This is a genomic window from Afifella sp. H1R (genome assembly GCF_021462425.1).
Classification (GTDB): Bacteria; Pseudomonadota; Alphaproteobacteria; order Rhizobiales; family Afifellaceae; genus Afifella; species Afifella aestuarii.
In genome coordinates this window covers 199318-212849 of record NZ_JAKEDY010000002.1, presented here as the reverse complement: position 1 = coordinate 212849, position 13532 = coordinate 199318, and the positions used below count along the sequence as shown (strand labels likewise).

Sequence of the window (13532 nt, the reverse complement as noted above, 5' to 3'; positions counted from 1 at the left end):
CCTGGGGGGAATGGCCTTCAGGAATCGAGGGTCCGCCGTTGCTGCGCGCCATTGACGGGCACGATATGGCCGTGCCCGTTGGCGATCAGGGGCGGGGCGAGGCGGTCCGTCTTCAAATCATGCGATGGGTGTGAGGCTTTCTGCCAGGGCACGATGAAACGCCCACCCGCATGGATGCCGGTCAAGGCACGCACGCCGTAGCATTGGGCGAGGATGTCGTCGGTGAGAACATCCTGCGGCGCGCCTTCGGCGGCGACCCGGCCGCGATCGAGGAGCACGAGACGGTCGCAGAACCGCGAGGCGAGGGTGAGGTCGTGCAGCACGACGACGATGCCGGTGCCGCGGTCTCTGGTTCTGCGCAGGAGCTCCATGACATTGAGCTGATGCAGGGGGTCGAGCGCATCGACGGGTTCGTCGGCGAGAAGCGTCTCCGCCTCGACGGCGAGCGCGCGGGCGAGGAGAACCCGGGCGCGTTCGCCACCGGAGAGCGTCTGCACGTTGCGCTCCGCGAACTGGGCGATGCCGGCCGTCTCCATGGCGGCGCGGATGGCTCTGTCATCGGCGCGCCTGTCGTGTGCGGCGAAGAGGCCGGAATAGGGTAGGCGGCCGAGAGCGACGACCTTTTCAACGGAGAGAGGCCAGTCGACCGTGGCATCCTGCTTCAGATAGGCGAGGCGGCGCGCCAGGCTGCGTCGCGGCACGGATGCGGCGGGCTTGCCGTCGTAGAAGACCTGGCCGAGTTCCGGTTTGCGCAGACCGGCGATGACCTCGAGCAGGGTCGATTTGCCGGCGCCGTTCGGGCCGATGAGCCCGACCACTTCGCCGGCGCGCGCGACGAAGTCGACACTCTGCAGAATCGTCGCCTCGCCTCTTTTCACGCCGATGCCGGAGGCTGAGATGATCATCTGAGGTCTCCACGCATGCGCCAGACGAGCGAGAACAGGAAGGGTGCTCCGATAACGGCCGTGACGACGCCGAGTTTCAGTTCCGGCTGCGTCGGGATGAGACGCACGGCGATGTCGGCGGAAAGCGTCAGGATCGCGCCGCCGAGCGCGCTTGCCGGCAGAAGCAGGCTTGGGCGGTAGGCGACGAAGGGGCGCAAGAGATGCGGCACGACGAGGCCGACGAAGCCGATCGTGCCGCTGACGGCGACGGCGCCGCCGACTGCAAGTGCGACGCCGCCGACGAGGAGGGCGCGGGTGATGCGCAGATCGAAGCCGAGGCTCGTGGCCGTATCCTCGCCGAGCGCCAGGGCATCGAGCGCCCGCGACGTCAAGAAGAGCGCGATGCAGCCGGCGAGGATCGGTGGAAGCGCGATGGCGACATGCGTCAGGCTGCGATCGGCGAACGAGCCCATCAGCCAGAACATGATTTCGGTGGCCGCGAAGGGATTGGGCGACAGGTTGAGAACGAGCGAGACGAGGGCGCCGGCAAGACTGTTCACCGCAATGCCGGCGAGGATGAGCGTCGCCGTGTTGGCGTTCCGCCCGGCGACGGCGAAGAGGAGAAGGCCGGCGGCAAGGGCCGCCGCGATCCCGCCGATGGGCAGAAGCAGCGAGGAGACGGCCGCAAGTCCGGAATAGAAGATGACGACGGCGCCGAAGGCGGCGGCCCCCGAAATGCCGATGATGCCGGGTTCGGCGAGCGGATTGCGCAAGAACGCCTGCATCACGGCGCCGGCAAGGCCGAGCGCGAAGCCGACGAAGAGCCCGAGAAGGGCCCGCGGCAGCCGGATTTCGATGAGGACGAGGGCGCGGAGATCGTCCTTTCCGGAGAGCGCACTGTTGAGCGCGGCACCGAAATCGAAGGGACCGTAGCCGATGGCAAGCGACAGGACGAAGGCGACGAGAAGCATGAGCGACAGGACGCCGAGGAGCCTGCGGTAGCCGGCTGCCGACCCGGTGGCTTGAAGCGCGATCTCACTCATTGCCGCGCCCTCGCTTTGTCGGCCGCCTGGCGCAAGACCTCGACCGCCTTGAAGATGTCCGGTCCTCCGCACATCCACAGACGCTGCGGGACGGAGACGATCTCCATCGGCCGCGGCATGCGCGAGAGGACCGGATGGTGCAGGATCTCGTTGGCGACGGCCGGCGCGTCGCGATAATCGCCGACGACGAGCACGTCGGGCGACAGGGCCACGAGTTTTTCGAGCGGCAACCGGCTGTAGCTTTCAAGCCCTTTCTCGGCGGCGAGATTTTCAAGGCCGGCGAGCGAGATGAGGACGTTGATGATCGAGCCGGCGCCGACCGTATAGCCGTTCGGTTCGTAGACGATCGCCGACGGACGCTCGGAGGCCGGCACCTCTTCGGTCGCAAGCCGCGCCTCCATCTCCCGCACCAAGGCCTCCGCCCGCGCCTCCTGGCCGAGCTCGGCGCCGACGCGGCGGATCTGGGCTTCGACGTCGGGAAGCGAGCGCGGCACGTCGAGTTCCACAACATCGACGCCGATCCGCTTCAACAGATCGACGGTGACGCGCTTCGTGTAGCGCCCGGCAAAGACCATGTCGGGTTTGTAGCGCATCACCTCCTCGGCGAGGCCGCGATTGCGCGGAAACGCGCTGGCCTCCTCAGACAGGTTCGACATGGAGGCGTCGCGCGAGAAGTAGCTGAGCGAGGCGATCTGATCGGGATCTGCAAGCCGCATCAGAAGCTGATCGGCACACAGATTGATCGAGACGATGTGCTGCGGCCTCGCCGCCGCCGGAGGAGCATCGGCGATGGCGAGGACCGCAACGGCTGCCAGACAATACGTGAGCCAACGCCCAGGCATTAGAATGTCAGCCGAACTCCGGCATAGGCGCTGACGCCTTCCCGGTCATAGCCCCACTGATCATAGGCCTTTTCGTCGAGGAGGTTTTCGACCCGGCCGTAGATCTGGGTGTTGTCGGTGATGTCGTAGGAGGCGGCGACATCGACGAGCGTGTAGGGATCGAGGGTGATCGTTTCGCGGTTCACGTAGAAGGCGTCGGTCCACACCCAGTCCTTCTGCTCGCCGTTGTAATCGACCGAGACGTTGACGTTGGCGCGCCCCTGAAGGAACGCGTAGTTGACGACGAGGCTGGCGACGTTCTGCGGCCGGCGGATCAATTCGTCGCCGGTCGGGTCCTCGCCGTCCGTATAGGTGTAGGAGCCTGTCACCGTCAGATTGTCGATCGGCTCGACCGTCAGGGCGACTTCCACGCCATCGATCTTGGATTCTCCCGGCTGGTTGATCGAGGACTGGCCCGAGCCGGTGATGAGGTTGGAGATCTCCTGATTGAAATAGGTGACGTCGAGCGAGGCCCGGTTTGCCCAGAAGGCCTGCGTGACGCCGACGTCGAAGCCTTTCGCCTCTTCCGGCTCGAGATCCGGATTGCCGCGATAGGTGTTGGTGTAGCCGTAGAGTTCGAAGAGCGTCGGGTTCTTCACGCCGGTGCCGTAGGAGGCGTGGAGCTTGGTGCCGGTCTGGCGGAAATTGTAGGCGCCGGTCAGCCGGTAGGTGGTGGCATCCTCGAAGACGTCGTTCAGGTCGTGGCGGAGGCCCGCCGTCAGCGACAGGTCCTCAAACAGGCTCAGCTGATACTGGCCGATGAAGCCCGTCGAGGTGATGGAGCGATCGAAGGACGACCAGGCGCTGTCGGAGACGGCGCTGTCTTCACCCCGCTCGACCCCAAAGGTGAGCGTATGCCCGGCATTGGCGATGGCGGGCGTATCGAACATGAAGGTCGAGCGGTAATCGAACTGCAGCCGCTCGCCTTCGTAAGTGCTGGTCACCGTGGTCGGGTCGAGATCGCGATAATCGCGGGTCTGATCGGTGTAGGAGATGCCGGCGAGCTGCTCCCAGTGCCCGTCGAGGAGCGTCACCTTCGCCTGAGCGCGGGTGAAAAGCTGGTCGCCCTTCATGTCCTGATTGGAATCGAGCGGGCCGGTATGGCCGACGGAGGGCAGAAACCCTTCCGAATCGAGATCGGTGCGCAGGCGCGTGTAACGCGCGACGCCTGAAAGATTGAGCCAGTCGGTGACGTCGACGCCGCCCTTGGCGAAGAGGGTGCCGTTTTCGTAGCCGTCGTCTTCCCTGTTGCCGAGGCGTTCATCGGCAACCGAGATTCCATCCGTGCGCACGCCGGATGCGCCGGCGATGAAATCGTAGTTGGTGCCGGCCGTCCCGATCGTGGCGTTGCCGCTCAACGTCTTGTGCGAACCGGCTTCGAGGCGGCCCGTCAGATGCGTGCCGGGTTCGGCGCGCCGGGTGATGATGTTGACGACGCCGCCGATCGCATCGGAGCCATAGAGCGCGCTCTGCGGCCCGCGCAGCACCTCGATGCGCTCGATGTTGTCGGCAAGAAGATGCGCGAAATCGAATTCCGAACCGCGCGCCGGGTCGTTGACGGGGATGCCGTCGACGAAAATCTTGGTCTGGTTGCCTTCAGAGCCGCGGATGCGAAGCTGCGTGAACTGGCCGCGCGGGCCGGCCGCATTGACGATGACGCCCGGCACCTGGCGCAGCGCTTCCGTCGCGTCGTGGATGTTCTGCTGTTTCAGCTCTTCGCCGGTGATGACGGTCACGGCGCTGCCGACCTCCGTGAGGGGCGTCGCCGTCAGGTTCGCCGTGACGGAGAGTTCGGGGAGTTCGATGACGTCATCGTCCTGCGCGGCGGCCGGAGACATGCCGGCGGCGACGAAAACGCCGGCACAAACGGCGACGAAGCGTTGCGGCGGAACGCCTTCACGCGAGGGGCGGGAGAAAAACACAGGACGACCTCAAGGGCGGCGCACGGCCGGTTGGCACATCACCGCGATCGAGGACGCTTCATGCGCAAGGGCTCATGAAGTCTATCCCATCGGCACATCCCCGACCGACGTGACCGCGCGTGACCACGGTTGACGGCAGGTCTCCTGACTTGCGGGTCATGATCGCGTCGCCGCCTTCCCGGTACCCTCGGGGCCAGTGGCATTGTGACGAGCGATTCGCCGCTCACAGTTGCGGGGACAGTCGCGGATTTGAGCATCGCCCGCACCGCGTTCCCTTTTGAGCCTCTAAAGAGGCACCGTCGAAAGGACCGGACCACGATCGCGGCCGTCGCGTCAAGATGAATCGCAGGCGCATGAGCTTGATTGGAAGTCGCTTTCGCTTTTGACAGCGGCGGATGAAGCCTGCCGATGGCGCCCGGCGGCGCGGCCTCCTGCGAGAATGGATGGCTATGGGAGAGGGGGCAAAAGGCCGCAGAGGCGGCGCGCGCACGGCGCCTTTGCGGGGTTTCGTTGGGCTTCCCAAAGGTCGGGCGGATAGATTGGGCCTCAGAGGTTGCGCCTGGGCGATCGGCAGAAAGTTCGCCTTGACGGTGTGCGCTGCGGTGCGCTTGAGGCGGGAAGGTGGTCAGGCTCTGCGCCCCTGGGATGAGGTTCGCAGGCCTTCTGCGGCGGCGATACAGAGCAGCTTGAGCGCTTGGGATGGGGAGGTCTCGACATGATCATGGCAGCAGAACATTTGCGTGCTGAAACGGCGGAGCGCGCACAATGAACGCGCCGGAGACAAGCGCGGAGAACGCGTTGGGGCGTCCCGCCAACGGCTTCACCCGACTGATCGACTTCGTCTTTCCCGGCGACGCCAATCACCATGGCACGCTCTTCGGCGGCATCGGCCTTGCGCATATGGACAAGGTCGCCTTCCTCGTCGCCTCGCGTTACGCGCATGTCGACTTCGTCACCGCCTCCTGCGAACGCATCGATTTTCACGTCCCGGCGCATGTCGGGGAAATCGTCGAGCTGACGGGAAAGGTGGTGCGTGTCGGCCGCCGTTCGCTCGGTGTCGAGGTTGATCTCGTCGCCGAGGCGCCGCTGTCCGGCGAACGGCGCCTGTCGACGCGGGGCGTCTTCAACATGGTGGCCGCCGATACGTTGGAGCGGTATGGCGGCGCGCTGCCGCCCCTGTCGGACGAACCCGAGATGGCGGTGTCTGAAAGCGGCTCGTGCGAGATCGTCTTTCCCGATCAGACGAGCCATTACGGCAGCCTCTATGGCGGCCACGTCCTTGCCGCGATGGGCAAATCCGCGTTCGTCGCAGCGACCCGACATTGCCGAAAAATCGTCGTCATGGCCGCCTCGCAACGCGTCGATTTCATGGATCAGGTCGTCGCCGGCGAGATGATCGAGCTCAACCCCTCGATCGTGGCGACCGGGCGCTCCTCGATGACCGTCGAGGTGACGATGATCGCCGAGGCGCTCCTGTCGGAAAACCGCCGGCTGTGCGGCAAGGGGACGTTCGTGATGGTCGCCGTCGACGAGACCCACCGCCCGGTCGCGATCGCCTGAGAGCTTTTTGAAGCAAGGAGATTCCGCTGGTCGGATGCGGCGCGGCGGGCGCGAGCGTCACTCGTTTTCCGGCGCCTGATCCACGAGCTCACCCTGCCGCCAATAGGCGACGACGAGGTGGTCCTGCTTTTTCAGTCCGCGCTCGGTGCGGAGATGGTTGCGGATTGCCTTGAAGGCGTTGAACTCGCAAGCCGCCCAGACATAAGGCGAAGAGGCAGATGGCGGGAATTCGACGGCGCGGACGGCCTCGCACAGGCGAAGGCCCGGCCTGTCCGCGCCGCGGTGGATCCACTCGACCGTGATCGCGCCGTTGCCGATCGGCTGCTCCTCCTGAGGTCCGGCGACCTCGATCAAGGCGCGGCCCGGCGTGTCGGCGGGAAGGATCTCCAGAAATCGGCTGATGGCCGGAAGCGCCGTTTCGTCGCCGGCGAGGAGATACCAGTCGCGACCGCGCACGATGCTGCCTCCGACCGGGCCGGCAAGACCCGCCATCACGCCTGGCTGTGCGCGCAAGGCGAATGCCGTGCCGGGACCAGCGTCGTCATGGAGAACGAAGTCGATGTCGAGGGTTCCGGCGGCGGGGTCGCAGCTTCGCACCGTATAGCGCCGCAGCGCGGGCGTCGGCCTCTCCGGATCCCATTTCAGGAGACCGTCGCGGCCGACTGTCGGCCAGACCAGTTCGCCGCCCTCGGGCGGAATGATCAGACCGAGATGCAGGTTCTCGTCATCGGCGAAGCGGTCGAGGCCCTCGCCCGCAAAGGTGATCCGGCGCATATGCGGAGTGATGTCGCGCACCTTGCGGACGCTGACCGGGCGGAAGTTCGGCGGGGTTTCGATGTCGTCGCCGTCGCCCGCCCAGACGATCTCGGGCGAGGGCGCGCCGGCGAATTCCTTGACATGGGCGGCGAGCGCCATGCGCATGTAAAAGAGACCCGAGATGTCCCGAGCTTCTGCTTCAAGCTCGATGGCTTCAGACAAAGCGCGCAGCGAGCCGCTCCCGAAGTCGTAGAAGATCCGATGGGTGCCCCCGTCGCGGCGAATGTCGGTGTCGTATTCGGCAAGATGGGCACAGACCGCCTCGACGATCGGCTCGGGGTCGGCGATGGAGACGACGGCTCTCGCACTCAGATGGCGCATGCGAACCTTTCCTCTTGCGGCAAAGGCGCAGCCGGCTGGGAGACCGGCAGCGTCGGAGAGAGTGCGCCGGCCGTCCCAGTTTGCGTGTCGGAGAGACGGCCGGCGCAGGGTTCACGCTCCCGCATCCGTCGGAACGGTCGCTGGCGATGCGCGCGGGATCGCGATCTCCTCGCCATATCACCGCAGGCCGCATAAGCAAATAAAATATGCGTTTTTAAATCATATTATTTGGCGTGATGGTGCGACGGCCTTTTGTGTGCGCGCGATCTGCATCTCTTGGGCAGGTCTCTCCTTGGCCCCCGCATCCCATGGGTGGACGGACCTCGTTGCGGGCTCGTTTTCCGATGCGGTCGCGGCTATTCCTGGGCCATAGTGTCGGACAGACGGCGCCAATGGCAGGCGGTATGGAACGGATCACCATCACTCTCGAAGAAGACCTCCTCAAGGAGATCGACGCTTTGAGCGAAGAGCGCGGCTATCAAAGCCGCTCCGAGGCGTTGCGCGACATGGCCCGCGAGGTTCTGGCGCGCGAGGCGACCGAATCGGGAGAGCCACTCGGCAACGACCAGCTCTGCTACGGCTCACTCACCTATGTGTACGATCACGCGATCCGCGACCTGCCGAACCGGCTCACGGACAATCATCACGCGCATCATGCGCTGTCGATCGCCACGACGCATGTGCACATCAATGCACAGAACTGCCTCGAAGTGTCGCTTCTCGCCGGCACTGCGGGCGATTTGCGCAAATTTGCCGACAGTGTCAGCAGCCAGCGGGGCGTGCGCTATGGCAAACTCCACATCATTCCGCTGATCGGCCGGCTGAGCGGACCTTTGACCGGAGCTCTGGCGGCTGGAGGGGACGCTTCCCCGCATTCCGGCGGGTCTCACGATGACCACGAGCATTGAGCGGCCTTTTCGCCGCTAACACCATTCCATCCACGTGAAAGTTGCGGTCCGAAACGGTTGAGGGCGGAAGCTGCATGGGCGGTCGTTTGACCTCGCGAAACGCCATGCTTTTTTTCGGGGACCCGCAGGGCAGGGTCCCTGCCGGCGGGGTTGACACGTAGGGGAAGTATGAGGGTACTGAAATAGTTCATACTCCGTCCTTCTCCCCTCAAGGCCGATGTTTAAAACTCTCCGCGTGATCGCGTTCTGTGTGGGCGCAGCCCTTTCACTCGTGCCGCATGCGTCGGCCTCGGCCGGTGCGACCCTCACCTTTTCGTGGCCGGTCAATGTCGGCTGGCTCAACCCGCATCTTTATTCGCCGAACCAGATGTTCGCGCAGAACATGGTCTACGAGCCGCTGGTGCGCTACCGCGCCGACGGCACGCTGGAGCCGTGCCTGGCGCAATCCTGGCAATCTTCGGACGACGGCAAGACCTATACGTTCAAGCTGCGCAAAGGCGTGACTTTTTCCAACGGGGAGGTGTTCGATGCAGCGGCGGTCAAGGCCAATTTCGACGCCATTCTGGCCAATCGATCGCGCCATGCCTGGCTCGAACTCGCCAACCAGATCGTTTCCGTTGAGGCCGTCGACAGCGACACGCTCAAACTGACGTTGAAGGACAGCTATTACCCGCTTCTCCAGGAGCTCGCGCTTCCGCGCCCGTTCCGGTTTATCGCGCCCTCCATGTTCAAGGACGGCGGCACGAAGGACGGCATTCTCGAGCCTATCGGAACCGGCCCCTGGAAGCTTCAAGAAACCCGCCTCGGCGAGCGGGACGTGTTCGTTCGAAACGACAGCTATTGGGGTGAAAAACCGGCTTACGAGAAAATCGTCGTGAAGGTGATCTCCGATCCGAACACGCGGGCGATCGCCTTCGAGACCGGCGAGATCGATCTGATTTACGGCGTCGATGGGCCGATCACCCCCGATACCTTCGAGCGCTTTCGGCAGATGGGCATCTACACGACGGAGCTCTCCGAGCCCTACGAAACCAAGATGCTGGCGCTCAACACCAATCGCGGCGCGACGCGCGACCTCTCTGTGCGCAGGGCGATCAATCATGCCGTCGACAAGGACAAGATGATCGCGACCGTCCTTTACGACACGCAGCGCCGCGCCGACACGCTCTTCGCTCCCAACGTTCCCTATGCCGATATCGGCCTGAAGCCGTACCTCTTCGATCCGGAAGAGGCGAAAAGGCTGCTCGAAGAGGATGGCTGGCACGCCGAAAGCGACAGGGCGATCCGCGAGAAGGACGGCGAACCTTTGGAGATCGAGCTCTGCTTTCCGGGAACGGATGCCGTAGCGAAATCCATGGCAGAAATCATCCAGGGCGACCTTCGCAAGGTCGGCATCGACGTCAAGCTGACGGGCGAGGAAGAAAGCAGCATCTATGCGCGCCAGCGCGACGGCCGCTTCGGGATGATCTTCAACATGACCTGGGGCGCGCCCTACGATCCGCATGCGTTCGTGAGCTCGATGCGCATCCCCTCGCATGCCGATTACGAGGCGCAGCAAGGCCTCGCCGATAAGGCGAAGATCGACGCCGAAATCGGCGAGGTCCTGGTCTCGACGGATGAGAAAGCCCGCCAGGAGCTTTATCGCGACATCTTCACCCGTCTGCACGAAGAGGCCGTCTATCTGCCGCTGACTTATGTCACGGCGATTGCCGTGGCGAAGCCGGAAGTCGGCGCCGTGCCTTTCGGCGCCTTGTCGAGCGAGATCCCGTTCGATCGTCTCAAGCCGCAGGAGAATTGATCTCCATGGCGGGTTTCATCCTGAAGCGGGTTCTGCTGCTCGTCCCGATGCTGTTCGGCGCCTCGCTCGTCATCTTCCTGCTCTTGAGGCTCGGGCCGAGCGATCCGGCGATGGATTATCTGCGGCTTTCCAAAGTGCCGCCGACGCCACAGGCGCTCGAAGACGCGCGCCAGATGCTGGGCCTCGATCAGCCGATCTTCGTTCAGTATTTCGATTGGCTGAACAACGCCTTGCACCTCGATTTCGGCGTCTCCTTCGCGACGCAGCGCCCGGTCCTGCCGGACCTTCTGCACTACCTGCCGGCGACGCTTCAGCTTGCCGGCGTGGCGCTCGCCCTGACCCTCGTCATCTCGATCCCCCTCGGCGTCTGGGCGGCGCGCTACCGCGAGCGCTGGCCCGACCAGGCCGTGAGGCTTCTCGCCTTCGTCGGCGTCTCGATGCCGAATTTCTGGCTCGGCTTCCTGCTTGTGCTCTTGTTTTCGGTGGAGCTCGGCTGGCTGCCCTCCATGGGCCGCGGCGGCGTCTCGCACATCGTCATGCCGGCCATCGCCATTTCCTTCATGTCGCTCGCGATCAATGCGCGCTTGCTGCGTGCGAGCATGCTGGAAGTCGCGGGGCAGAGGCATGTGCGCTACGCAAGGCTGCGGGGGCTTTCTGAGCGCAAGGTCGAGCGCTCGCACATCCTCCGCAACGCCTGGCTGCCGATCATCACGGCGATCGGCATGCATATCGGCGAGATGCTCGGCGGCACCTTGATCATCGAGAGCATTTTCGGCTGGCCGGGTGTCGGGCGCTATGCCGTGTCCGCCGTCCTCAACCGGGATTATCCGGTCATCCAGTGCTTTACGCTGATGATGGTGGTGATTTTCGTCGTCTGCAATCTGATCGTCGACATCGTCTATGCCGTCGCCGATCCGCGCATCCGGCTGTCCTCCGAGGGCGTGAAATGAGCGACATGGCACTTCCCATGAAGGTCGCGCGCTGGCGCGCCTGGGGCGGACGGACGACGGTGCGTCTCGCCGTTGCCATCGTCGTGGTGCTTGTCTTTGCCGCCGTTTTCGGCCCGTGGATTTCGCCTTACGATCCGAACCAGGTGGAGCTGGGCGACCGGCTGATGTCGCCGGACATGGCCCATTGGCTCGGAACCGACCATCTCGGCCGGGACATTCTTTCCAGGCTGATCGCGGGCACGCGCGTCTCGCTCGGATCGGTCGCGGTGTCGCTTGCCATCATCCTCGTCCTCGGCATCACGATCGGCGGCGCTTCCGGCTTCATCGGCGGCCGCATCGATCAGGTGATCATGCGCATCACCGACGTTTTTCTGACGTTTCCGACGCTCGTCCTGGCGCTGTTCATGATCGGCATGCTGGGCACCGGTCTCGTCAACGTCATCATCGCCATCGCGCTCTCGCATTGGGCCTGGTACGCGCGCATCGTCCGCGGCATCGTGCTGTCGCTGCGCCACCGCGAGTTCCTCATGGCCGCGCGCCTCGCCGGGGCGAGCCGCACGCGCAGCTTCGTCGAGCATCTTCTGCCGGCGACGCTGTCGCAGCTCCTCGTGCTCGCGACCTTGGATATCGGCCACATGATGCTGCACGTCGCGGGCCTGTCGTTTCTGGGCCTCGGCGTGACGGCACCCACCGCCGAATGGGGCGTGATGATCAGCGATGCCCGCCAGTTCGTGTGGACCGCGCCGATGCTGATCTTCTGGCCGGGATTTGCGCTTTTCATCAGCGTCATGGCCTTCAACATTCTGGGCGATGTCTTGCGCGACCGTCTCGATCCGCATTTGAGGGCCGAGCATTGTCACTGACACCGAAGCATTTCACGCTCGAAAATCTGACGATCGCGACCGGCGCCGAAACCTTCCGCCTGCTCGTCGACGATCTCTCCTTGCAGCTGACGCGCGGCCGCGTGCTTGCGCTCGTCGGCGCGAGCGGTTCCGGAAAATCACTGAGCTGCTCGGCGGCGCTTGGGGTTCTGCCGCCGGGCGTCGCACGGATCGGCGGGCGCATCTTGGTCGATGGCGAGGTTCGCCCCGCCGAGATGTTGCGGGGGCGAACGGTCGCCACGATCATGCAGAACCCGCGCAGTGCCTTCAATCCGGTCAAGACCATGCGCGAGCATGTCATGGAGACGCTGACGGCGATCGGCCGATCGCGCCGCGATGCGGAGGGAAAGATCGAAGCCGCCTTGCGCGAGGTGGGGCTCGACGAGCCGGAGGCCGTTCTCGGCCTTTACCCGTTCGAGATGAGCGGCGGCATGCTGCAGCGGATGATGATCGCCATCGCGCTTTTGAGCGAAGCGCCGTTTCTCGTCGCCGACGAGCCGACGACGGATCTCGACGTGGTCGTGCAGATGCGCATTCTCGCTCTGCTGGAAGGGCTTGTGCGCGAGCACGATCTCGGCGTTCTCCTCGTCACGCACGATATGGGCGTCGTCGCCCGGCTTGCCGACGATGTCGCCGTGCTCGACCATGGCCGCCTGGTCGAGACGGCCTCCGTCGATGAGATCTTCCACCGGCCGAAGCATCCCGTGACGCGCATGCTCGTCGGGGCGCATCTCGCGCGCTACGGAATGGAGCTGGCCGAATGAGCCTTCTGCGCGCCGAGAATGTCGCAAAACACTACCAGACCTACTCGCTCGTCGGGGCGAGCGCCTCGCGTATGGCGCTCGACGGGGTCTCGCTGTCGATCGAAGAAGGCGAGACCGTGGGCCTTCTCGGGCGCAGCGGCTGCGGCAAGAGCACGCTCGCCCGTCTCTTGTGCGGGCTGGAGCAGCTCGGTCGCGGCCGGGTCTTCTACCGCGGCGATGATCTGCGGCATCTCACGCGGGCGCAAAGGCGCGCCTTTCGCCGCGACGTTCAGATGGTCTTTCAGGATTCCGTCAGTGCCGTCGATCCGCGCTTCGACATGCGTGCGATCATCGCCGAGCCGCTTCGCCATCTGACGGATCTCGACGGGCGGGCCCGCGAGGCACGCATCGGCGAATTGCTGGAGATGGTGGAGCTTCCGGCCTCCATCGCCGGCATGCTGCCGTCACAAGTGAGCGGCGGGCAGTTGCAGCGCGTCTGCATCGCACGTGCGCTGGCGCCGCGGCCGAAGCTGATCATCCTCGACGAGGCCGTCTCCGATCTCGACGTCCATCTCCAGGCCTCGGCCATCGCGCTCCTTGCAAAACTCCAGAAAAGCGAGGGGATCGCCTATCTCTTCGTCACCCATGATCTGCGGCTGACGGAGAGATTTGCCGAACGCGTCGTCGTCATGGACGAGGGCCGGGTCGTCGAAGAAGTGCCGACCGGCTCGCTCGCCGCGCTCACGCATCCGGCGTCGCTGCTTCTGAAGGACGCCGTGCTGCCGCCTTTGCCGGAACGGCGCGCCGCCGCGCAATGACAGCCGG

General features: G+C 64.8%; 12 protein-coding genes and 1 riboswitch. Of the genes, 7 read left to right on the top strand and 5 right to left on the bottom strand.

Going from position 1 to position 13532, the window contains the following annotated elements:
• Positions 1-17 precede the first annotated feature (17 nt).
• From L0F51_RS12645 to L0F51_RS12630, 4 genes are read right to left on the bottom strand one after another with little or no spacing between them, the layout of a single operon-like run.
• On the bottom strand, positions 18-905 hold the full coding sequence (locus tag L0F51_RS12645; RefSeq protein ID WP_234629586.1) for an ABC transporter ATP-binding protein: 888 nt from the start codon (positions 903-905) through the stop codon (positions 18-20).
• On the bottom strand, positions 902-1927 hold the full coding sequence (locus L0F51_RS12640; protein ID WP_370642399.1) for a FecCD family ABC transporter permease: 1026 nt from the start codon (positions 1925-1927) through the stop codon (positions 902-904). Before L0F51_RS12640 ends, L0F51_RS12645 begins: the two co-directional genes overlap by 4 nt.
• Entirely contained in the window at positions 1924-2769 is an 846-nt protein-coding gene (locus L0F51_RS12635; RefSeq protein ID WP_234629585.1) for an ABC transporter substrate-binding protein, read from the bottom strand. The genes L0F51_RS12640 and L0F51_RS12635 overlap by 4 nt, the downstream gene beginning before the upstream one ends.
• Entirely contained in the window at positions 2769-4730 is a 1962-nt protein-coding gene (locus L0F51_RS12630) for a TonB-dependent receptor domain-containing protein (protein WP_234629584.1), read from the bottom strand. The genes L0F51_RS12635 and L0F51_RS12630 overlap by 1 nt, the downstream gene beginning before the upstream one ends.
• Before the next feature lie 116 nt (positions 4731-4846).
• A riboswitch (cobalamin riboswitch) is annotated at positions 4847-5046 on the bottom strand.
• 449 nt (positions 5047-5495) lie between these two features.
• Here L0F51_RS12630 and L0F51_RS12625 point away from each other — a divergent pair.
• Complete coding sequence (locus tag L0F51_RS12625) at positions 5496-6290, top strand: acyl-CoA thioesterase (protein ID WP_234629583.1); 795 nt, start codon at positions 5496-5498, stop codon at positions 6288-6290.
• A 57-nt stretch (positions 6291-6347) separates the two neighbouring features.
• On the opposite strand, the gene L0F51_RS12620 is transcribed toward L0F51_RS12625, so the two are convergent.
• The gene (locus L0F51_RS12620) at positions 6348-7427 is read right to left on the bottom strand and encodes a siderophore-interacting protein (RefSeq protein ID WP_234629582.1); all 1080 of its coding nucleotides are present in this window, start codon (positions 7425-7427) and stop codon (positions 6348-6350) included.
• Between the two features lie 404 nt (positions 7428-7831).
• Between L0F51_RS12620 and nikR the strand changes: the two genes are divergently transcribed.
• The 6 genes from nikR to nikE all read left to right on the top strand — a co-directional run bounded on the left by nikR (position 7832) and on the right by nikE (position 13525).
• Entirely contained in the window at positions 7832-8335 is a 504-nt protein-coding gene (nikR, locus tag L0F51_RS12615) for a nickel-responsive transcriptional regulator NikR (protein WP_128292267.1), read from the top strand.
• A gap of 217 nt (positions 8336-8552) precedes the next feature.
• Positions 8553-10133: a nickel ABC transporter substrate-binding protein gene (gene nikA, locus L0F51_RS12610; protein WP_234629581.1), complete on the top strand. Its 1581-nt coding sequence runs from the start codon at positions 8553-8555 to the stop codon at positions 10131-10133.
• Positions 10134-10138: 5 nt separating this feature from the next.
• Positions 10139-11083, top strand: coding sequence for a nickel ABC transporter permease subunit NikB (gene nikB / locus L0F51_RS12605; RefSeq protein ID WP_234629580.1), 945 nt, complete (start codon positions 10139-10141; stop codon positions 11081-11083).
• 5 nt (positions 11084-11088) lie between these two features.
• The gene (gene nikC, locus L0F51_RS12600; RefSeq protein ID WP_370642437.1) at positions 11089-11946 is read left to right on the top strand and encodes a nickel ABC transporter permease subunit NikC; all 858 of its coding nucleotides are present in this window, start codon (positions 11089-11091) and stop codon (positions 11944-11946) included.
• Entirely contained in the window at positions 11943-12728 is a 786-nt protein-coding gene (nikD, locus tag L0F51_RS12595; RefSeq protein ID WP_234630337.1) for a nickel import ATP-binding protein NikD, read from the top strand. Before nikC ends, nikD begins: the two co-directional genes overlap by 4 nt.
• Entirely contained in the window at positions 12725-13525 is an 801-nt protein-coding gene (gene nikE, locus L0F51_RS12590) for a nickel import ATP-binding protein NikE (RefSeq protein WP_234629578.1), read from the top strand. The genes nikD and nikE overlap by 4 nt, the downstream gene beginning before the upstream one ends.
• Positions 13526-13532 lie beyond the last annotated feature (7 nt).